Origin of the sequence: Streptomyces sp. NPDC093801, assembly GCF_040701585.1 — a bacterium.
Classification (GTDB): domain Bacteria; phylum Actinomycetota; class Actinomycetes; order Streptomycetales; family Streptomycetaceae; genus Streptomyces.
Genome location: NZ_JBFBDP010000017.1, coordinates 106637 through 126225, shown reverse-complemented (window position 1 = coordinate 126225; position 19589 = coordinate 106637). Strand labels below are relative to the sequence as shown.

The following is a 19589-nucleotide window of genomic DNA, read 5'->3' as shown; positions in this document are numbered from 1 at the left end:
ACGGGCGGTTCACGCGGGCCGCCCCGGCGGCGCGGCGGACGGACTCCGCGCGGGGGCTCCCGGGGGCGGGCGTACGCGGGAGCCCCGGCATCGCCGCGGGTGCGGTGCCGGGCGGCGCGGCCGGAACGGTCCGGAAGGGGTGGCCCGGGGGTGTCCGCGAAGGAGCGCCGGCCGCCCGGAGGGCGGGCCCCGCGGCGTCATGGGGGTCCCCCCTGATCGAGCGGAGCCGAGAGCTCGGGGGAGCGTGCTCCCGGCGTGCCGGGCGGAAGACCTCGTACCGGACGTGCTCGGTCTTGCGCCCGGTGCGGCGAGCGTGCGTGCCGGACGTCGCGGGGCAGGCGGGACTTCGCGGACACCCCCTAGGTCGCCGGGAGGCCGGCGACGCGCAGGGCGTGGGAGAGGTCGCGGTGGCGGGCGGCGGAGAGGGCGCGGGCGGCCCGCAGGAGGCGCGGCGTCAACCAGTGGGGGTCGTGGCGGGCCAGCGCGGCCGTCTCGTCGGCGGTGCGCAGCCGGACGTAGGCCTGGAGCAGGGACCCGGTCTCGCGGTCGCGGCCTGCCGCGCCGAGGGCCAGGGCGGCTTCGGCGACCTCGGCGGCCGGGCGGGCCACGCCCTGGCGCAGCAGCCGGTCGGCGTCGGCTTCCCGGCCCGCCTCCCCGAGGGCCCCGGCGGCCGCGGCGAGCCGGTCGGGCGGCAGGGAGGCCGTCTCCCACAGCAGGGTGGCCCAGTCGGCGGCCAGCCCGGCGTGCCCGAGTTCCTCGGCGAGGCCGGGGAGCTCCCCGGCGGGCCACAGGGCCGCCTCGCAGAGCAGTGCGTGCGCCTCGCCGCTGCGGCCCCGGGCCCGCAGGGTGAGCAGCTCGGCGACGAAGGCCCCGCGTGCGACCCCCCGGGGCACGGTCCCGGCCCCCTCCGCGGGGAGGGCGTCGCCGGGGGCCTCCCCGAGGGCTGCGGGCGAGCGGTCCGTCCGGGCCCCGGGCCCCGGATCCGGCGGCCGCTGGGCGGAGGCGTCCGCCGGTCTTCCGGCGGGGGCGGCTCCCAGCTCGGGGGCCGGGGGCGTCGGGGTCGGCGGCGTCGCGGTCCGGCCGAAGCGGGCGCCCCGCAGGGCACGGAGGGGCACCGCGGATGCGGCCTCGGCGGGAGCGGGGACAGGGGCCGGGACCGGGGCCGAGGTGAGACCCGGGGCCGGAGCCGGGACAGGGGTCGGGACAGGGACCGGAGCCGGGGGCGCGGTCCGGCCGAAGCGGGCGCCCCGCAGGGCACGGAGGGGCACCGCGGATGCGGCGTCGACGGGAGCGGGGACAGGGGCCGGAGCCGGGGGCGCGGTCCGGCCGAAGCGGGCGCCCCGCAGGGCGCGGAGGGACACCGCGGGTGCGGCGTCGGCGGGAGAGGGGGCCGGGGCGGGAGAGGGGGCGGGGGCCGGGGCCGGGGCGGCGTGGTGTGGCTCGCCGGGCCGGCGGGCGCCGCGCAGCCACCGGCCCTCGGCCCGCCCGACCGGCGGCTCCGGCCGGCCCGACCGCGGATGGGGCCGGCCGGCCGGCGGCCCGGCCGGGTCGGCCGGGGGTAAGGGGCCGGCGGGGTCGCGCTGGCGGGGGACGCCGGGCAGGGAGAGGGACGACAGGCGGGTTTCGAGGTCCGCCTGGCGGGCCGCCGCGCGAGTCGCGTCGTCGCGGGTCCAGGCCAGTTCGCGGGAGAGGGCCTCCGCCTCCGCCGGGTCGGTCGCGCCGCCCAGCCGGGCGCTCAGGTACCGCAGGGCCTCCTCCATGGCGACCCGCTGCTCCGTCGCCGCGGCGAGCAGGATCCCCAGCTCCCGCGCCCCGCCCGGCCGCGCGTCCCACGCGGCGACGGCCGCGGCCCGCAGACCCGCCGCGTGCGCCGCCTCCCGCGCGGACTCCCCGGGGGCTCCCGGGAGGTCCAGCAGGAGGGATTCCAGTACGTCCCACGGCGGCAGGGCGATCCCGTCGAGGCAGGCCCGCATCCCCTCCGGGTCCCGCCGCAGGAACTCCCCGTACCAGCCGGTCCCGGGATCCAGTCTCTGCGTCAACCCCCGCAGATAGTCCGTGAGTTGCCCGATCACCAGCGCAGTCGGCGTCTCCATCCCGGCATTGCATACCACCCGTGTTACGGGCGCACTACGGGAGTCTCAAACCTTGACGGCGAACCCGCGTCCGCCGGAGTGGGGCGGGCGGCGGAGCGCCGCGTCAGGCCGGGACCAGCGCGCAGCGGCGCATGACGTCGTCCAGGGAGAGGCCGAGCGTCCCGGCGAGGGCGGCCACGGTGAAGAAGGCCGGAGTCGGCGCCCGGCCCGTCTCGATCTTGCGGAGGGTCTCGGGCGAGAGCCCGGCGCCCGCGGCCACCTCGACCATGCTGCGGCCGCCGCGCGCCTCGCGCAGCAGCGCGCCCAGCCGCTCGCCGCGCTCGCGCTCTTCGGGGGTCAGGGGGGTTCGCACCATGACCCCATCCTACCCCGCGCGCCCATAACTATCCCGTTAAACTTATACCGGTATAGTTATCGGCATGGTGCACTTGAAAACGGACGAAGCGATCGACGAGATGCGTGCCGCCGGCCGGGTGGTCGCGCACGCCCTGGCAGCCGTGCGGGAGGCCGCCCGGGTGGGCGTGTCCCTCCTGGAGCTGGACGCGGTGGCCCGCGCGGTCCTGCGCGAGGCACGGGCCACCTCCCCCTTCCTCGGCTACCGCCCGCACTTCGCGCCGGTGCCCTTCCCCGGCGTGGTGTGCGCCTCGGTGAACGACGCGATCGTGCACGGCGTCCCCGACGGCTACCGGCTGCGCGACGGCGACCTGGTCAGCATCGACTGCGGGGCCAGGCTGCGCGGCTGGGTCGGCGACGCGGCCGTCAGCTTCACCGTCGGCCGGGCCCGCCCCGCCGACCTGCGGCTGATCGGGACCGCCGAGGCGGCCCTCGCCGCCGGCATCGCCGCCGCCGTCCCCGGCAACCGGATCGGCGACATCGCGCACGCCGTGGGCCGCGCGGCGGGCTACGGCATCCCGGAGGGCTTCGGCGGCCACGGCGTGGGCCGCAGCATGCACGAGGACCCGGGCGTCCCCAACGAGGGCCCGCCGGGGCGCGGCATGAAGCTGCGCCCCGGCATGGTCCTGGCGATCGAGCCGATGCTGATCGCGGGCGGCACGGACGACTACGCCTGCGACCCCGACGGCTGGACCCTGCGCACCACCGACGGCTCCCGCGCCGCGCACGTGGAGCACACGGTCGCCATCACCGCCGGCGGCTCCAGGATCCTGACGGCCCCGTAGGCCGTCCGGCGGGGTGCCGGTACCCGGCCCGCGGGCCGGCCGCGGCTACGGCTTGCCCTGCGGGTGCACGACCATCGCCGAGCCCCCGCCCCGCCGTGTGGTCTCGGCCGCCGCCAGCCAGCGGCCGTCCGGGAGCCGCTGGACGCCCGTCGCGGCGCCGATCTCCGGGTTCTGCCGGAACGCCTGCCCCAGCCCCTCCAGTTCGGCGCGCAGCGGACTGTTCCACAGCTCCGGCTCCAGCTCCGTCGTCGTCTGGTTGCGCTGGCTCGCGCGCGGCGCCCTGATCGCGTCGACCAGCGGCAGTCCCCGGTCCAGGTGGCCGGTCAGGGTCTGCAGGACGGTGGTGATGATGGTCGCACCGCCCGGGGAGCCGACCGCCAGGACCGGGCGGCCGTGGTCGAGGACGATGGTCGGGGACATGGACGAGCGCGGCCGCTTGCCCGGGCCCGGCAGGTTCGGGTCCGGGACGCCGGGGGCCGCCGGGGCGAAGGAGAAGTCCGTCAGCTCGTTGTTGAGCAGGAAGCCGCGGCCCGGGACGGTGATGGCGCTGCCGCCCGTGGACTCGATCGTCAGGGTGTACGAGACCACGTTGCCCCAGCGGTCGGCGACCGTCAGGTGCGTGGTGTTCTCCCCCTCGTAGGTGGTGGGAGCCGCCTGCCCGGTGGTGGCGCAGGGCGCCGGGTCGCGGGGGTCCCCGGGGGCCAGCGGGCTGGTCAGGGTCCGGTCCGGCCTGATCAGGCAGGCGCGCGAGTCGGCGAACCGCTGCGAGAGCAGTTCGCGGGTCGGTACGGGCTGGGCGGCCGGGTCGCCGACCCAGCGCCCCCGGTCGGCGAAGGAGATCCGGGAGGCCTCGATGAACCGGTGCAGGTACTGCGCCTCGGACAGCTTCGACAGGTCGGTGCGCTCCAGGATGTTCAGCGCCTCGCCGACGGTGGTGCCCCCGGAGGAGGACGGGGCCATGCTGTAGACGTCCAGGCCCCGGTAGCCCACCCGGGTCGGGGCCTGCCGCCTGGTCGCGTACGCGCGCATGTCGGCGGCGGTGAGGTCGCCGGAGCGGACGGTCCGGGTGGCGGCGGGGTCGACCGGGGGCTTGCGCACGGCCCTGACGATGTCGTCGGCGATCGGGCCGCGGTAGAGCGCTCCCGTGCCCTTGCGGGCGAGTTCGGCGTACGTGTCCGCGAGGTCGGGGTTCTTGAAGGTGGAGCCGACGACCGGGAGCTGTCCTCCGGGCAGGAACAGCCTGCGGGTGTCGGGGAAGTCCTTGAAGCGGTCCTGGTTGGCCTCGGTCTGGGCGCGGAAGGTGCCGTCGACGGTGAACCCGTCGCGGGCCAGCTTCTCGGCGGGGCGCAGGAGCTGGGACAGCGGCCGGGTGCCCCAGGCGTCGAGGGCGGTCTTCCAGGTGGCGGGGGTGCCGGGGACGCCGACGCTGCGGCCGCTGGTCTGGCCCTCGGCGAAGGGGATGGGGACGCCGTTCTCCTGGAACAGGGTCTCGGTGGCCGTGGCGGGCGCGGTCTCTCGGCCGTCGACGGTCTGCACCCGGCGGGAGGCGGCGTCGTAGTAGACGAGGTAGCCGCCCCCGCCGACGCCGGCCGAGTACGGTTCGGTGACCCCGAGGGCGGCTGCGGTGGCGATCGCCGCGTCCACGGCGTTGCCCCCGGCCCGCAGGACGGCGATCCCGGCCGCCGAGGCGTCGGCGTCGACACTGGCGACGGCCCCTCCGTAGCCCACGGCCACCGGCGCCTTGGCCGGCGCGGCCTGCGGCGGGGGCGGAGCGGCGGCTCCGGTGGACACGAGCGCCCCGGCGAGGGCTGCGAACGCTAACTGACGTGCTGCGCGAGCGCGCATCCGGTTCCTCCAGTCGACTGCCTGTCAGACCTTGGACCGGCAGCCTAGCTTCGGTGCACCCCCCGCGTCAGGGAGGCGGTGCGGCGGCTACCATCCGCCGCATGGACGACGACGTGCGCAACATCGTGCTCGGAGTGGTGGCCACCGCCGTCAGCGGCGGCTTCGGCTGGTTCACCCGTACGTACCTGTGGCGCCGTGCGCTCCGCCGCAAGCAGGCCTTCTTCGGGCTGCCGACCGGTTCGGACTGCCTGTTCGTGGTCAACCGGCAGATGGGCGGCACGGAGACCTCGCTGCACCGCAACGACGCCTTCGCCCTGCTGGAGATATCGGCCCTCATCAAGGACTGCGGGGCGACGGTGCGGATCGTCACCCACGAGGCCCGCCAGGGCTTCGGCGAGCGCGCCGAGTTCTGCGTCGGCGGCCCCGCCTCCAACTCCCGCACGGTGGCGCACCTGCACTCGATGCTGCCGGGGGTGCGCGTCGACCTCTCCCCCGAGCCGGGGCCGGAGCACCGGGGCTCGATCAGCGTCGGCGGGGAGACGTACCTCTGGGATCCCGGCATGGTCGAGTACGTGCTGCTGGCCCGCCTGACGACCGATCAGGGGGCCCGGCCGCTGTTCCTGCTGTCGGGACAGACCGCCAACAGCAACCAGGCGGCGGCCCGTTACCTGGCGCGCCACCACGAGAAGCTGGCGCGCACCTACCGCGGGGCCGCCTTCTGCCTGCTGCTGAAGGTGGTCAACTCCGATGCGTACGGCCCCGATGTGACGGAGCTGGTGGCGGACGTCACCGCCGCGGCGCGGACACCCGCAGCGGCAGCCGCGTGATCCCGTTGATGAAGTTGGAGACCAGCCGGCGCGGCTCGCCGGTGAGCTCGGGGGCGGGCATCGCCGTGCGCCACTCCTCGTAGAGGGTGCGCAGCTGGAGCCGGGCGAAGTGGGCGCCGAGGCAGACGTGCGGGCCGTCGCCGAAGGAGACGTGCGGGTTCGGGGAACGGCCGAGGTCGAGGCGGTGGGGGTCGGGGAAGACGCGTGCGTCGTGGTTGGCGGAGGCGTGGAAGACCACCACCTTGTCACCGGCGCGGATCCGGGTTCCGGCGAGCTCGGTGTCGCGGACGGCGGTGCGGCGGAAGCTGAGCACCGGCGGGTGGACGCGCAGGAGTTCCTCGACGGCGGGGCCGGCCGCGGCGCTGCCGTCGGCGAGCGCGCGGTAGGCGCCGGGGTCGCGGGCCAGGGCGAGGAGGCCGCCTGGGGCGGCGCTGCGGACGGTGTCGTTGCCGGCGACGGTCAGCAGGAAGAAGAACATCTCCAGTTCGGCGGGGTCCAGCCCGCCGTGGGCGAGGGCGGTCATCACGTCGTCGCCGGGGTGTGCGCGCTTGTGCGCGGCGAGTTCGCGGGCGTAGCCGAACATCTCGCCGAGCAGGGCCGGTGAGCGCGGGTTCAGCGGTTTCCCGTCGGGGCCGAGGAGGGGGGCGGGGGCGTCCTCGGGGTCCTGGTAGCCGATGACGCGTACGGTCCACTCCAGCAGCAGGCCCCGGTCGGCGGCCGGGACACCGAGCAGATCGGTGAGGTTGAGCAGGGCGTACTCGTCGGTTACGGTCCGCACCAGGTCGGCGGTCCCGTCCTCGGCGCCGTCCCGGGCGGCGGCCAGGAGGGTGCGGGCGCGCCCGCGGACCCGGCCCGCGAAGGCGTCGACCCGGGCGGGGGTGAAGGCCTGGGAGACCAGGCGGCGGAGCCGGCCGTGTCCGGGCGGGTCCTGGTTGAGCATGGTGCGCCGCAGGAAGGGCAGGTCGGCGGGGTCGGGGTCGCGGATCTGGGTGGCGCCGAGCCAGGAGGAGTACGCGCCGTGGTCGCGCAGGACCCGGACGACGTCGGCGTGCCGGGTGACGGCCCAGAAGCCGGGCCCGGCGGGCCAGCCCAGCACCTCCGGCTCCTCCTGCCAGGCCACCGGGGCCCGGTCGCGCAGGAGCCGGTAGCGCTCGTGCGGGACGCCCGCGGCGTAGAGGCGCGGGTCGAACACGTCGGGCACGCCGGTCGGTGGGCGGGCGCCCGGGGCGGCGGGCACGCCGGGCTCGGCGGAATCGGGTGCGGCGGGTTCCATGGTCCACAAGGTGACGGCACACGGGGCGCGGCCGCAAGGGAGCGGCGCGCGCCCTCGCCGGGCCGGTCCGCCCCCGGCGCCTCAGTGCCCCGCGTCGCAGCGGGCCGGGTCCAGGGCCGTGTCGGTGCCGCGCAGGACCACCTCGTACAGCGGGTCCACCGTGGACAGGGCGCTGCACACCAGCTGGCGGCGGCCCAGCGGTTCGAGGCCGGCGACGGGGAAGGGCAGGCTCACCTCCAGCCGGTCGGTGACCGTCACGCTCACCCCGCCCTCGGCCGCGTCCTCCCCCAGCACCGGCACCCGGGTGCGCAGCCCCGCGTCGTCCTCCGCCGGGCCGGGCCCGCGCAGCAGCCCGATCACGCTGCCCCGGGGCCCGCCCTGGGTGTACTCGGGCTGCGGCGCGGGGGCCAGGCGTCCGTCGGGGGTGACGAAGTAGGCCGTGGCGGCTCCGGCCCGCGCGACGGTCACCCGTGCGGCGGCGCCGCTCTCCACGACCCCGGTGGGCTTGATCCCGCAGGCGGTGGTCGCGAGCAGCGGGGCCATCAGGGCGGCGGCCACGGCCGGGCGGCGCAGCGGCAGCGGCCGGGTCACGGGGCGGCCTCCAGCGGCATGTCAAGGGTGAACACCGCTCCCCCGAAGCCGTCCGCCCCCTCGGGGGCGTTGGCGGCGCTGAGGGTGCCGCCGTGCAGCCGGACGTTCTCCAGGCTGATCGCGAGGCCGAGGCCGCTGCCGGCGGAGCGGGTGCGGGCGGCGTCGGCCTTGAAGAAGCGGTCGAAGATGTGCGGCAGCACCTCGGGGCCGATGCCGGGCCCGCTGTCGGCGACCTCCAGGACGAGCCGCTCCCCCTCGGGGGCGGCGGCGGTGCGCACGGTGACCCGCACGGGGGCGGCGCCGTGCCGCAGGGCGTTGCCGACCAGGTTGGCGAGGACCACGTCGAAGCGGCGGGGGTCGAGGCGGGCGCGGATCCCCTCGGGCAGGTCGGTGGCGACCCGGCCGTCGTCCCAGTGGCGGCGCTGGAGGGTCTTGCCCACGGCCTCGGCGACGTCCACGTCGTCGAGGTTGAGGCCGGCGGCGCGGGCGTCGAAGCGGGAGATCTCCATCAGGTCCTCGACGAGCACGGCGAGCTTGCCGGTCTCGGCGCTGATCAGCCGCAGGGCCTTGGCCGTGTCGGGGTCGAGCTGCTCGGCGTCCTCGTCGAGGACCTCGGTGACGGCGAGCATCCCGGCGAGCGGGGTGCGCAGTTCGTGGGAGACGTCGGCGGCGAACCGGCGGGCCCGGGCCTCCGCCTCCCGCAGCTCGGCCACGGACTCCTCCAGGGCTCCGGCGGTCTCGTTGAAGGTGCGGGCGAGGCCGGCCAGTTCGTCGGCGCCGCGGACCTCGATCCGGGTGTCGAGGCGGCCGCGCCCCAGGTGCTGGGCGGCGCGCCGCATGTCGCGGACGGGGCGCAGCACGCTGCGCGCGGCGAGCAGGGCGGGGATGACGGCGATGGCGAGGCCCGGGACGGCGCCCTGCTTGGCGGCCTGGACCATGGCGTCGACGGTCTGCTGTTCGGAGGAGAGCGGCATGACGGCGTAGAGGACGGCCCCGGTGGCCTCGCGGGCGCCGTTGTGCAGGAAGACGGCGGGCATGCCGATGGTCAGGTAGGGCTCGCCCCGGTCGCCCGTGACCCGCTGGAACGCCCCGTGGGGGTGGGCGACGACCTGGGCGCGGAGGGTGTCGGTGAGGACGTCGGAGACGGGCGCGCCGAGGTCGGCGGAGGAGGCGCGCAGGGTGCCGTACTCGCCGAAGACCACCCAGGGATGGGGTTTGCCGCGCCTGCCGACGTCGTCGACGACGCGCTGGAGCTGGCGCTGGTCGAGCGGGAGGGTCAGGGCCACGGCCTCCAGCTGTTCGCGCAGGGTGCCGACGGCGGTGTCCTGGCTCTGGGTGAGGACGGCGCTGCGCGCCTGCCGGTAGGTGAGGGCGGCGGTGCTGACCGCGGAGATGGCGGCGACCAGGAGGAACGCGGCGATCAGGCGGGTGCGCAGGCCGAACGGCGCGCGGCTGGACACAACGGTCTCCTAGAGCGGCCCGAAGCGGTAGCCGAAGCCCCGCACCGTCTGTATGTAGCGGGGACTGCGGGCGGGGTCCTCGACCTTGTGGCGCAGCCGCCGGACGCAGGCGTCCACGAGCCGGGCGTCGGCGTGGTAGCTGTGCTCCCACACGCTCTCCAGCAGCTGCTGGCGGGAGAAGACCTGTTCGGGGGCGGCCGACAGGTGGAGCAGGAGCTTGAGCTCGCTGGGGGCGAGGGGCAGCCGTTCGCCGTTCTTGGCGACGGTCAGTCCGGCGCGGTCGACGGCGAGCTCGCCGTGGTGTTCGGTCCCCAGGCGGCCGAGGGGGTCGGGGCGGCGGCGCAGGACGGCGCGGACGCGGGCCTCGATGATCTCGGTGCGGGCGGGCTTGACGATGTAGTCGTCGGCCCCGGCCTCCAGGCCGACGACGATGTCGAAGTCGTCGCCGCGCGCGGTGAGCATGATGATCGGGACCAGGCTGGTCTCGCGGATCCGGCGGCAGACCTGGACGCCGTTGATCCCGGGCAGCATCAGGTCGAGCAGGACGAGCTCGGGGTGGAAGGCGCCCGTCAGGGCGAGCCCTTCCTCCCCGGTTCCGGCGGCTCTGACCTCGTGGCCCCTGCGGCGCAGGCCGAGGGCGACTCCTTCCCGGATGGAAGGGTCGTCCTCGATCAGCAGTACGCGTGGCATCCGGTCCAGTATCCCAAGGTGCTCTGCCGCCTTTCCTCCCCCTATCGGCCGGTCTTGCGGCGCAGGGAGTCCAGCAGGTCGGTGATTTCGGCCAGGCGCAGGGGCCTGGCGAGGAGTACGACGACCAGGGCGAGCGCGGCGGTTCCCGCCCCGGCCGCGGCGAACGCGCCGAGTCCGCCGGCGGCGCGGGCGGCCCCGTACCCGGCGGCGGCCGCGGGCAGGCAGGCGGCGAGGAGCCGCAGGTGGCTGCGCAGGGCGGTGGCGGTACGGGGGCCGGTGCGCGGGCCGAGCCGGCGCGAGAGGACGCGGGCGGTGACGGCGGCGCCGCCCATGAAGGCGAGGGAGGTGGCGGCGGCCATGCCGGTGACGGCCCAACGGGCGGGCAGCAGCAGGTAGGCGGCGTAGGAGAGTCCGGCGTTGAGGGCGACGACGACCAGGTTGAGGAGGAAGGGGGTACGGGTGTCGGAGAGGGCGTAGAAGCCGCGGGCGAGCACGTACTGGGCGGAGTAGGCGACCAGGCCGGGGGCAAAGGCGACGAGCATGCCGGCCATGGCGGCGACCCCCTCGGCGGTGACCTCGCCGTACCCGGAGACGCAGTCCATCACCCAGGGGGCCAGCGCGGCGAAGAGCGCCGCCGCGGGCAGGACGAGGGCGGCGCTGGCGCGCAGGGCGTACGAGACGTCCTCGCGGACGGCGCCGAGGTCTCCCCCGGCCGCGGCCGCGCTCATCCTGGGCATGAGGGCGGTGACCAGGGAGACGGTGACGATGCCCTGGGGGACGACCCACAGCTGGTAGGCGCTGGTGTAGGCGGCGTAGCCGAAGCCTGAGCCGCCGGGCGAGTCCTGGACGGTGGTCGACAGCTTGGTCACCACCCAGTAGGCGAACTGGTTGGTGAGCACCAGCATGACCAGCCAGCCGGCGTTGCGCAGGGGGCGGGTGAGGCCGCTGCCGCGCCAGTCGAAGCGGGGGCGCCAGCGGAAGCGGGCGGCGCGCAGGGCGGGGACGAGGGCGAGGGCCTGGACGACTATGCCGGCGGTGGTGCCGAGGCCCAGCAGCCGGGTCTCGGCGGCGGTGAGGCCGTCACGGCCGCCGCCGGAGGCGTGGAGGAAGAAGCCGAAGACGGCGATGATCACGAGGTTGTTGAGGACCGGGGTCCACATCATCGCGCCGAACCGGCCGCGGGCGTTGAGCACTTGTCCGAGGAGGGTGAACAGCCCGTAGAAGAGGATCTGCGGCAGGCACAGGCGCGCCAGGGCGACGACCGTGGCGCGCTGCGCGTCCGTGTACGAGGAGGGCGTGTAGGCGTCCACGACCAGTGGTGCGGCGAGGACGGCGACGGCGGTGAGCGCGAGGAGCGCCGCGGTGCAGGCGGTCAGCAGCCGGTCGGTGTACGCGGCCCCGCCGTCCCGGTGGTCCTTGGCGGCGCGGACGAGTTCGGGGACGAAGACGGCGTTGAGCGCGCCGCCTATGAGCAGCATGTAGAGGATGTTCGGGACCGTGTTGGCGACGGCGTAGCCGTCCCCGAGGAACGCGGTGCCCAGCGCGGCGAGGACCACGGCGGAGCGGATGAAGCCGGTGGCGCGGGAGACGACGGAGCCGGCCGCCATGAGGGCGCCGCTGCGCAGCACCGAGGTCTTCGCCGGAGCCGTTTGCTCCGCTCCGGCCGGCCTGGTGTCGGTGGCTGTCACAGGCGTTCTCCCAGGGGTTCGGGTGTACGGGGTCGAGGGGGGAGGGTACCCGGAGCGGACTGCGAGCCTCCGCCCGGAATTCACTTGCGGAAGATGTCATTCGCCCCTTTCCTCAGAGCCGGAGGTCCTTTATCCGGTTCCGGCACGACGTTCGGCCAGGCCCGCGAGAACCGGTCACCGGCCCCCGCCGGCAGCGAATGTGACCGTATGGCAACCGTTTCGCTGCGGCCCATGTCACAACGGCCCGGACGGACTTTTCCGGGGAATGCGCAACCTAAAGTCGTCCCGTTCACTCCTTCCTTGTGGACGATCAATGCTTCGGAGGGGTTTTTCTTGAGCCGCACACGCCGTACCGCACTTCCGCGCCGCCGGGTCCGCCACGTGGCGCTGGCCGGCACCGCGCTGCTGGCCGCCGCGCTGACCGCCTGTTCGGGCGGCGCCGACGCGGGCGCGGACGGCGGCGGCACCAAGGCCGACGCGAAGAACAAGCCGGCCATGGCCGTCTCGGTGAACCTGGCGGGCGACCAGGTCAAGGCGGGTGAGCCGGTCAAGGTGACCATCGCCGACGGCAAGCTGGCGCAGGTGAAGGTGACGGACGGCAAGGGCGGGGAGCTCGCCGGGCAGATCGCCGCCGACGGGAAGACCTGGACCTCGGGGCGCAACGCCGCGCCGAACACCGACTACAAGGTCGAGGCACAGAACACCGACAGCCAGAACGCGAGCACGCAGTTCAAGACCTCGGCCGCCGACAAGGTGAACAAGGTCTCCATCAACATCTCGAAGGGCAGCACGGTCGGGGTCGCGATGCCCGTCTCCCTGGTCTTCGACAATCCGGTGAAGAACAAGGCCGAGGTCGAGAAGCAGCTGAAGGTGACCACCTCGAACAACACCGAGGGCTCCTGGGGCTGGTTCAAGGACTATTCCGGCAACGACCGGGTGGACTGGCGGCCGAAGGACTACTGGAAGTCCGGCACGGACGTGAAGGTCGAGATGAACCTGAACGGCGTGGACTCCGGCGCGGGCGGCGGGCTCTTCGCCCGCGATTACAGCACGGAGTTCAAGATAGGCAAGGACCGCCGGATCGAGGTGAGCCTCGACACGAAGAAGATGTCGATCACCGAGGACGGCCAGGCCGTGAAGACGGTCCCGGTCTCGGCGGGCACTCCGGGCGGCCAGAAGGCCTCCTGGTCCGGGAAGATGGTGCTGATGGCGAAGGAGGGCACCATCCGGATGGACTCCCAGACGGTGGGCCTGGGCGACGCCTACGACAAGATGGTCGACTACTCGATGCGCCTGACCTGGTCCGGCATGTACGTGCACGCCGCCCCCTGGAACTCCGCCAACTTCGGCCACGCCAACACCAGTTCCGGCTGCGTCGGCATGAGCGACGCCAACGCCAAGTCCGTATACGAGCAGGTGCAGGCCGGCGACCCCCTCGAAGTGGTCGGCAGCGGCTCCAAGGGCAAGGCCGACCTCGGCAACGGCTACGGCGAGTGGAACCTGAGCTGGGACCAGTGGAAGACCAAGAGCGCCCTGACCGGCGGCGGCGCCCAGGCGGGCTGACCCCGGCCGGGGGCGGACCGGGGCGGACCGGGGCGGGCGCCGCGGTTCCTGACGTTCCGCCAATTGTTACCGCTACGTAACTTACTGGCGGGTTACCTTGAGTAAGCCCCTCCCGTTACCGTCGGGTCACCTCCGGACACCGGCGCACGCGAGGAGCGTTCGATGAGAGCCCGCCCCCACACCGCAGCGGCCGCGGCCGCCCTGATCGCGGCGACCGCCCTGGGCCTGGTCCCCCACCAGGCCCAGGCGGCGCCCACCGCCCCGCAGACGTCGGGGCAGCAGTCCTCCGGCGTACGCTTCCACGACATCCCCGGCTCCGGTGGCGTCACCCTCAAGGGCAACGTGTTCACCCCGGCCGGCGCCGAGCCCGGCCGGACGTACCCGCTGATCGTGCTCCCCACCAGCTGGGGCCTGCCGCAGGTCGAGTACCTCGCCCAGGCCAAGGAGCTCGCCGACTCCGGTTACACCGTGGTGAGTTACACCTCCCGCGGGTTCTGGCTCTCGGGCGGGCGGATCGAGACGGCCGGGCCCGCCGACATCGCCGACGTCTCCGCCGTCATCGACTGGGCCCTGGCCCACACCCCCGCCGACCCCGCCCGCGTGGGCCTGGGCGGGGTCTCCTACGGCGCCGGCATCAGCCTGCTGGCCTCCGCGCACGACCCCCGGATCAAGGCCGTGGTCGCGCTCAGCGGCTGGGCCGACCTCATCGAGTCCATCTACTCCGGCCGCACCCAGCACCTCCAGGCGGCCGGGCTGCTCGGCGCGACCGGCTACCTCACCGGCCGCCCCGGGCCCGAACTCCAGCAGGTCCTCGGCGACTTCCTCGGCTCCAGGCTGGAGAACGAGCAGGCGATGATCGAGTGGGGCAGGAAGCGCTCCGCCGCCGGACAGGTGGACCGGATCAACGCCAACGGCGCCGCGGTCATGCTGGGCAACGCCTGGGGCGACACCGTCTTCCCGCCCAACCAGTACGCGGACTTCTTCGAGAAGCTCACCGGCCCCAAGCGCCTGGAGTTCCGCCCCGGGGACCACGCCACCGCCGAGGCCACCGGTCTGTTCGGCCTGCCCAACGACACCTGGACCAACGCCCACCGCTGGTTCGACCGCTACCTCAAGGGCGAGCGCAACGGGGTGGACACCGAGGCCCCCGTCCAGATCAAGTCCCGCAGCACCGGGGGCTACGAGGGGTACGCCGACTGGAAGTCGGTCGGCTCCGGCGGCCACGAGGTGCTCCCCCTCGCCGACAGCGAGCACGTGTGGGCCAACGTCGACTCCGGCGCCGACGGCGGGATCGTCCTCCTCTCCAGCGTCCTCGACCAGTTCGCCAAGGCGCCGCCGGTCGCCTCCATTCCGCTCCTCCCCCGCGCCTTCGCCGCCGTCTGGCAGTCCCCGCGCTACGAGCGGGAGCGCCGCGTGCGCGGCACCGTCCGCCTGCACACCACCGTCACGCCCACCCGGGGCGACGGGACCTTCGTCGCCTACCTGTACGACGTCGGCCCGCTCGGCATCGGCAAGCTGGTCAGCAACGCCCCGTACACCTTCCACGGGAAGGCCCCCGGGCAGTCGTTCGGGGTGGACCTGGACCTCTTCTCCACCGCCTACGACGTGCCCGCGGGCCACCGGCTGGCCCTCGTCATCGACACGGTCGACCCGCTCTACATCGAGCACAACCCGGCCGGCGCGCAGCTGACCTTCTCCTCGCCGCGCACCGACCCCTCGTACGTCTCGGTGCCGCTGCGCGAGCGGTGACCGGGGGCCCGGCGGCTACCTTCCCGGCAGCACCGTGCCCGGTTCGGCGGGAGCGACCACGACGGCCCTGGTCTTGAGGCTGCGCCGCTCCCGCCGGGCCACCCAGGTGGCGAACCAGGACAGCAGCATGCACATCCCGATGTAGATCGGCGAGATGATCATCACGACGGGGATGAACGGCAGGTCGTAGTCGAGGTTCGAGGCGATCAGCTTGCCCGCGTGGAGGAACTCCTCGTAGGTGATCAGGTAGCCGAGCGAGGTGTCCTTCAGGGCCACCACCAACTGGCTGATGATCGTGGGCAGCATCGCCCGGACCGCCTGCGGGGCCAGGACGAAGGTCATCACCTGGGTCTTGCGCATGCCGAGCGCGTACGCCGCCTCGCGCTGCCCCCGATCCACCGAGTCGATCCCGGTGCGGAAGACCTCGGCCAGCACCGAGCCGTTGTACAGGGTCAGCCCCGCCACCAGCGCGGGCAGCGGCTGCACCTTCAGCGCGACGAAGATGAAGAAGATCATCACCAGCACCGGCATGGCCCGGAAGAACTCCACGCACAGCGTCGCCGGCCAGCGCGCGGCCCGGTGCACCGAGAGCCGGCCGGCGGCCAGCACCGCGCCGAGCGCGAGCGAGAGCACCGAGGCGTACAGGAAGGCCTTGAGGGTGTTGCCCAGGCCCCTGAGCAGCAGTTCCTGGATGCCCTTGTAGGTGAAGGGGCTCCACTTGGCCGCGGTGAACTGGTGGGTGTCGAAGAGCAGGTAGAGGATCCAGGCGAGCAGGCCGAGGATCACCACCGTCGAGACGACGCCGTAGACGAAGTGGCGGTGCAGGGTCCTGGGGCCGGGCAGGTCGTAGAGGGCGGTGGACTCCTGGTCTGCGTGCAGCGCGTGCGCGGTCATCGGACGACTCCGTAGCGCTTCTCCAGCACGTGGAAGAGCGCGCTGATGGACAGGGTGATGATCAGGTAGCCCACGGCGATCCAGACGAAGGTCCAGACGATGTTGTAGCCCATCTCGTTGAGCGGCTTGTAGGTGCCCAGGAGCTCGGTGACGCTGAAGGCCCCGGCGATGGCCGAGTTCTTGGCCAGCGCGATCAGCGTCGAGCCGATCGGCGGGATGACGGAACGGAAGGCCTGCGGCAGCACGACCGTGCCCAGGGTCTGCCGGAAGTCCATCCCCAGGCTGCGGGCGGCCTCGCCCTGCCCCTTGGGCACCGTGTTGATGCCCGAGCGCAGCACCTCGCAGATGAAGGCCGAGGTGTAGCAGCCGAGGGTGAGGACGGCGAAGACCTGGAAGGGCAGGACCAGCCCGAAGCGCGGCAGGCCCAGCAGCACGGCGAAGAAGAGCAGGGTGAGCGGGGTGTTGCGCAGCACGTTCACCCAGACCGTGCCGAAGACCCGGAAGGAGCCGACGGGCGCGACGCGGAAGGCGGCCATCAGGAAGCCCAGGACCAGGGCGAGGAGCGAGGAGTAGACGGTGAGCTCGACGGTGCCGAGGAAGCCCTTGCCGTAGAGCGCGAAGTTCTCGGTGAGTACGTCCATGGTGGTGCGCCCTCCCCTCAGCCCGCGGGGTAGCGGTCGATGGCGGGCGGTCGGGGGGCGGGCCGGCCGGAGAGGCCGAGCGTGGCCCCGTAGGCCTTCCTCCAGTCGCCGTTCGCCTCGTGCGCGGCCAGGGCGTCGTCGATGGCGAGGCGCAGGGCGGTGTCGGAGCGGGGGACGCCGACGCCGTACGGCTCCTCGGAGAAGGGCCTGCCGACGACCTTGAGCTCCTCGGGAGCCTTGGCTGCGTATCCGAGGAGGATCGAGTCGTCGGTGGAGACCGCGTCGACCTGGTAGGTCAGCAGGTTGTCCACGCAGACCGCGTAGGTGTCGTAGGCGACGAGCACCGCCTCGGGGTGCTCGCTCTGGAGGCGCTGGTACGGGGTGGAGCCGGCGGCCGAGCAGACCCGTTTGCCGGCGAGGTCCTCGGGGCCCTTGATGTCCTTCTCACCCCGGCGGACCAGCAGGGACTGGCCGGCCATGAAGTAGGGCCCGGCGAAGCCGACCTGCTGCTTGCGCTTGTCGTTGATGGTGTAGGTGCCCACGTAGTAGTCGATCTGTCCGTTCTGGAGGGCGGTCTCGCGGTTGGCGGAGGAGATCGTCTTGAACTCGATCGTCTTGGGGTCGAAGCCGAGCGAGGCGGAGACCATCCTGGCGATCTCGATGTCGAAGCCGGAGTAGGTGCCGGTGGCGGGGTCCTTCGACCCCATGTACGGCTGGTCCTCCTTGGCCCCGACCACGAGGTGGCCCCGCTTCCTCGCCCGCTCCCAGGTGGGCGAGGCGGGCAGCCGGAATCCGGTGTCCACGCGGTAGACGGGCAGGTCCTCGGGCTGCGGCCCCTTGACCGGGGGGCTGCCGCTCCTGCCGCAGCCGCAGAGGGCCGCGAGCAGGGCGAGGACCAGGGCGAGGGTGCGCAGGACGTGTTTCACCGGGGCCGCCCCTCAGTGCTTGAGGATCTTGGAGAGGAAGTCCCGGGCCCGCTCGCTCTCGGGGGCGGAGAAGAACTCCTCCGGGGGCCGGTCCTCGACGATCCTGCCGTCGGCCATGAAGACGACGCGGTTCGCGGCGGAGCGGGCGAAGCCCATTTCGTGGGTGACCACGACCATGGTCATGCCCTCGGCGGCGAGCTGCTGCATGACCTCCAGGACCTCGTTGATCATCTCGGGGTCGAGGGCGGAGGTGGGCTCGTCGAAGAGCAGGGCCTTGGGGTCCATGGCCAGGGCTCGGGCGATGGCCACGCGCTGCTGCTGCCCGCCGGAGAGCTGGGCGGGGAGCTTGTCGGCCTGGCTCGCCAGGCCGACCCGGTCGAGGAGCTCCCGGGAGCGCTTGTCGGCCTCCTCCTTCCCGCGCTTCCTGACCTTGATCTGGGCGAGGGAGACGTTGGCGAGCACGGTCTTGTGCGCGAAGAGGTTGAAGGACTGGAAGACCATGCCGACCTCGGCGCGCAGCCGCGCCAGCTCCTTGCCCTCGGCGGGCAGCGGGCGGCCGTCCAGGAGGATCTCGCCGGAGCCGATGGTCTCCAGGCGGTTGATGGTCCGGCAGAGGGTGGACTTGCCGGAGCCGGAGGGGCCGATGACCACCACCACCTCGCCGCGGCCGACGGTGAGGTCGATGTCCTGGAGGACGTGCAGATTCCCGTAGTGCTTGTTGACGCCCCGCAGCTCGATCAACGGTTCGACGGCCATACGCTGCCCTGCCCCTTTGTGGGTGTGTCGAGGTCAGCGCAAACTATCCAGCCGCCGAAGGGCACTTCACCTCGACACGCCCGAAAGGTACATGAAGCACATAAGACTCCCGGCGGACCGGCCCGGTCAGCCCTCGGAGGCCTCCGCGTAGGCCTGGCTCAGCTCGGGGGAACCGGTCATCGCCCAGGACACCCCCGACCCGACCACGTCGAGCTCCCGCCCCGAGGCCAGCCGGAGCACGGGCCGGCCGTTGGGCCACACCTGCCAGCCGGTCCCCGGGACGGTCCGGACGATCACGGTCCCCAGGTAGAAGCCCGCGTCGCTGCCCAGCCAGGGCACCGCCTCGGGGTCGCGCCGCCAGCGGGGCATCAGCTGGTCGAGCGCCTCCAACGAGGCCGGGGTCCGGTCCAGTTCCAGACCCGCGGCCCTCGCGTGGTCGCGCAGCAGCTCGCACTCCGAGAACAGCTCGGCGATGCCCTCGGGATCGTCCGCGAGGGCGACGGCGACTCCCGCGGGCCCCCGTTCCGTCTCGTCCCGGTGCAGCCAGTTGGCCAGGAAGGGGATGCGCATACCGACCAGCCTGGCACCAGGATCCCCGGCTGGCCACAGGGCGCGCCCCGATCCCGCGGCCTTCTACAGATCGAGGTCGACCACGACCGGCGCGTGGTCGGAGGCGCCCTTGCCCTTGCGCTCCTCGCGGTCGACGTAGGCGTCCTTGACCGCCTTCGCGAAGGGCTCGTTGCCGTACACCAGGTCGATGCGCATGCCCTTGTTCTTGGGGAAGCAGAGCTGGCGGTAGTCCCAGTACGTGTACGGGCGGTCGTACTTCAGGGGGCGCGGCACCACGTCGGAGAGGCCGGCGCCGCGCAGCGCCTCCAGGGCGGCCCGCTCGGCGGGGGTGACGTGGGTGAGCCCCTCGAAGACCGCCGGGTCGTAGACGTCCTCGTCGGTGGGGGCCACGTTGAAGTCGCCGAGGACCGCGAAGGGGCGCGGGCCGGCCGCGTCCTCGGCGACCGCGGTGGTCAGGGCGCGGAACCAGTCCAGCTTGTAGCCGTAGTGGTCGTGCTCGACCTCGCGGCCGTTGGGCACGTACACCGACCAGACGCGCACGCCGCCGCAGGTGGCGGAGACGGCGCGCGGCTCCTGGACGCCCTCGTAGTCCGGGCCGCCGGGGAGCCCGACGACGACGTCCTCCAGCCCCACCCGGGAGAGCAGGGCCACGCCGTTCCACCGGCCGGTGGCGTTGACGGCCGACTCGTAGCCCAGCTCGCGCAGCGCGTCGGCGGGGAACTGCTCGGCCGAGCACTTGGTCTCCTGGACGCAGAGCACGTCGGTGCCGGAGGCCTCCAGCCAGGCCAGCAGGCGGGGCAGCCGGGCGGTGATCGAGTTGACGTTGAACGTGGCGATACGCATGT

Annotated in this window: 18 protein-coding genes; 4 read left to right on the top strand and 14 right to left on the bottom strand. The window is 73.8% G+C overall.

Annotation, left to right across the window (positions count from 1 at the left end):
• Positions 1–359 precede the first annotated feature (359 nt).
• Both AB0469_RS21120 and AB0469_RS21115 read right to left on the bottom strand, forming a co-directional pair.
• Complete coding sequence (locus AB0469_RS21120) at positions 360–2093, bottom strand: hypothetical protein (RefSeq protein WP_366452942.1); 1734 nt, start codon at positions 2091–2093, stop codon at positions 360–362.
• Positions 2094–2196: 103 nt separating this feature from the next.
• Positions 2197–2448 (bottom strand): helix-turn-helix transcriptional regulator, encoded by a 252-nt coding sequence (locus AB0469_RS21115; RefSeq protein WP_366452941.1) that lies wholly within the window; start codon positions 2446–2448, stop codon positions 2197–2199.
• A 64-nt stretch (positions 2449–2512) separates the two neighbouring features.
• Here AB0469_RS21115 and map point away from each other — a divergent pair, with 64 nt between their 5' ends.
• The gene (gene map, locus AB0469_RS21110) at positions 2513–3271 is read left to right on the top strand and encodes a type I methionyl aminopeptidase (protein WP_366452940.1); all 759 of its coding nucleotides are present in this window, start codon (positions 2513–2515) and stop codon (positions 3269–3271) included.
• A 45-nt stretch (positions 3272–3316) separates the two neighbouring features.
• Here the strand turns inward: map and ggt are convergent, their stop codons facing one another.
• Positions 3317–5116, bottom strand: a complete 1800-nt coding sequence (gene ggt / locus AB0469_RS21105; protein WP_366452939.1) for a gamma-glutamyltransferase — start codon at positions 5114–5116, stop codon at positions 3317–3319.
• 101 nt (positions 5117–5217) lie between these two features.
• Here ggt and AB0469_RS21100 point away from each other — a divergent pair, with 101 nt between their 5' ends.
• The gene (locus tag AB0469_RS21100; RefSeq protein WP_366452938.1) at positions 5218–5943 is read left to right on the top strand and encodes a hypothetical protein; all 726 of its coding nucleotides are present in this window, start codon (positions 5218–5220) and stop codon (positions 5941–5943) included.
• On the opposite strand, the gene AB0469_RS21095 is transcribed toward AB0469_RS21100, so the two are convergent.
• The 5 genes from AB0469_RS21095 to murJ form a co-directional block, all read right to left on the bottom strand.
• Positions 5903–7216 carry a cytochrome P450 gene (locus AB0469_RS21095; RefSeq protein ID WP_366452937.1) on the bottom strand — a complete coding sequence of 438 codons (1314 nt, stop codon included), beginning with the start codon at positions 7214–7216 and terminating at the stop codon, positions 5903–5905. The genes AB0469_RS21100 and AB0469_RS21095 overlap by 41 nt on opposite strands.
• An 81-nt stretch (positions 7217–7297) precedes the next feature.
• The gene (locus AB0469_RS21090) at positions 7298–7807 is read right to left on the bottom strand and encodes a hypothetical protein (protein WP_366452936.1); all 510 of its coding nucleotides are present in this window, start codon (positions 7805–7807) and stop codon (positions 7298–7300) included.
• Positions 7804–9267: an ATP-binding protein gene (locus AB0469_RS21085; RefSeq protein WP_366452935.1), complete on the bottom strand. Its 1464-nt coding sequence runs from the start codon at positions 9265–9267 to the stop codon at positions 7804–7806. Before AB0469_RS21085 ends, AB0469_RS21090 begins: the two co-directional genes overlap by 4 nt.
• Positions 9268–9276: 9 nt before the next feature.
• On the bottom strand, positions 9277–9957 hold the full coding sequence (locus AB0469_RS21080; protein ID WP_366452934.1) for a response regulator transcription factor: 681 nt from the start codon (positions 9955–9957) through the stop codon (positions 9277–9279).
• Between the two features lie 41 nt (positions 9958–9998).
• A complete protein-coding gene (gene murJ / locus AB0469_RS21075) occupies positions 9999–11645 on the bottom strand; it encodes a murein biosynthesis integral membrane protein MurJ (protein WP_366452933.1) in 1647 nt (548 codons plus the stop codon).
• Positions 11646–11978: 333 nt separating this feature from the next.
• Between murJ and AB0469_RS21070 the strand changes: the two genes are divergently transcribed.
• Positions 11979–13208 (top strand): Ig-like domain-containing protein, encoded by a 1230-nt coding sequence (locus AB0469_RS21070; RefSeq protein ID WP_366452932.1) that lies wholly within the window; start codon positions 11979–11981, stop codon positions 13206–13208.
• A 162-nt stretch (positions 13209–13370) separates the two neighbouring features.
• Positions 13371–14957 (top strand): alpha/beta fold hydrolase, encoded by a 1587-nt coding sequence (locus AB0469_RS21065; protein WP_366452931.1) that lies wholly within the window; start codon positions 13371–13373, stop codon positions 14955–14957.
• A gap of 15 nt (positions 14958–14972) precedes the next feature.
• On the opposite strand, the gene AB0469_RS21060 is transcribed toward AB0469_RS21065, so the two are convergent.
• The 6 genes from AB0469_RS21060 to AB0469_RS21035 all read right to left on the bottom strand — a co-directional run bounded on the left by AB0469_RS21060 (position 14973) and on the right by AB0469_RS21035 (position 19587).
• The gene (locus tag AB0469_RS21060) at positions 14973–15851 is read right to left on the bottom strand and encodes an amino acid ABC transporter permease (protein ID WP_366452930.1); all 879 of its coding nucleotides are present in this window, start codon (positions 15849–15851) and stop codon (positions 14973–14975) included.
• Positions 15848–16492 (bottom strand): amino acid ABC transporter permease, encoded by a 645-nt coding sequence (locus AB0469_RS21055; protein WP_366452929.1) that lies wholly within the window; start codon positions 16490–16492, stop codon positions 15848–15850. Before AB0469_RS21055 ends, AB0469_RS21060 begins: the two co-directional genes overlap by 4 nt.
• A gap of 17 nt (positions 16493–16509) precedes the next feature.
• Positions 16510–17418, bottom strand: a complete 909-nt coding sequence (locus AB0469_RS21050) for a glutamate ABC transporter substrate-binding protein (RefSeq protein ID WP_366452928.1) — start codon at positions 17416–17418, stop codon at positions 16510–16512.
• A 12-nt stretch (positions 17419–17430) separates the two neighbouring features.
• A complete protein-coding gene (locus AB0469_RS21045) occupies positions 17431–18174 on the bottom strand; it encodes an amino acid ABC transporter ATP-binding protein (protein ID WP_366452927.1) in 744 nt (247 codons plus the stop codon).
• Positions 18175–18300: 126 nt separating this feature from the next.
• Positions 18301–18744 (bottom strand): DUF6278 family protein, encoded by a 444-nt coding sequence (locus AB0469_RS21040; RefSeq protein WP_042810091.1) that lies wholly within the window; start codon positions 18742–18744, stop codon positions 18301–18303.
• Positions 18745–18807: 63 nt separating this feature from the next.
• Positions 18808–19587: an exodeoxyribonuclease III gene (locus AB0469_RS21035; RefSeq protein WP_366452926.1), complete on the bottom strand. Its 780-nt coding sequence runs from the start codon at positions 19585–19587 to the stop codon at positions 18808–18810.
• Positions 19588–19589 lie beyond the last annotated feature (2 nt).

Excerpts from the sequence above, each read along its gene's own strand:
- AB0469_RS21120 (WP_366452942.1), bottom strand. The coding sequence starts at position 2,093 with ATGGAGACGCCGACTGCGCTGGTGATCGGGCAACTCACGGACTATCTG.
- AB0469_RS21115 (WP_366452941.1), bottom strand. The coding sequence starts at position 2,448 with ATGGTGCGAACCCCCCTGACCCCCGAAGAGCGCGAGCGCGGCGAGCGG.
- map (WP_366452940.1), top strand. The coding sequence starts at position 2,513 with ATGGTGCACTTGAAAACGGACGAAGCGATCGACGAGATGCGTGCCGCC.
- ggt (WP_366452939.1), bottom strand. The coding sequence starts at position 5,116 with ATGCGCGCTCGCGCAGCACGTCAGTTAGCGTTCGCAGCCCTCGCCGGG.
- AB0469_RS21100 (WP_366452938.1), top strand. The coding sequence starts at position 5,218 with ATGGACGACGACGTGCGCAACATCGTGCTCGGAGTGGTGGCCACCGCC.
- AB0469_RS21095 (WP_366452937.1), bottom strand. The coding sequence starts at position 7,216 with ATGGAACCCGCCGCACCCGATTCCGCCGAGCCCGGCGTGCCCGCCGCC.
- AB0469_RS21080 (WP_366452934.1), bottom strand. The coding sequence starts at position 9,957 with ATGCCACGCGTACTGCTGATCGAGGACGACCCTTCCATCCGGGAAGGA.
- AB0469_RS21065 (WP_366452931.1), top strand. The coding sequence starts at position 13,371 with ATGAGAGCCCGCCCCCACACCGCAGCGGCCGCGGCCGCCCTGATCGCG.
- AB0469_RS21060 (WP_366452930.1), bottom strand. The coding sequence starts at position 15,851 with ATGACCGCGCACGCGCTGCACGCAGACCAGGAGTCCACCGCCCTCTAC.
- AB0469_RS21055 (WP_366452929.1), bottom strand. The coding sequence starts at position 16,492 with ATGGACGTACTCACCGAGAACTTCGCGCTCTACGGCAAGGGCTTCCTC.
- AB0469_RS21045 (WP_366452927.1), bottom strand. The coding sequence starts at position 18,174 with ATGGCCGTCGAACCGTTGATCGAGCTGCGGGGCGTCAACAAGCACTAC.
- AB0469_RS21040 (WP_042810091.1), bottom strand. The coding sequence starts at position 18,744 with ATGCGCATCCCCTTCCTGGCCAACTGGCTGCACCGGGACGAGACGGAA.
- AB0469_RS21035 (WP_366452926.1), bottom strand. The coding sequence starts at position 19,587 with ATGCGTATCGCCACGTTCAACGTCAACTCGATCACCGCCCGGCTGCCC.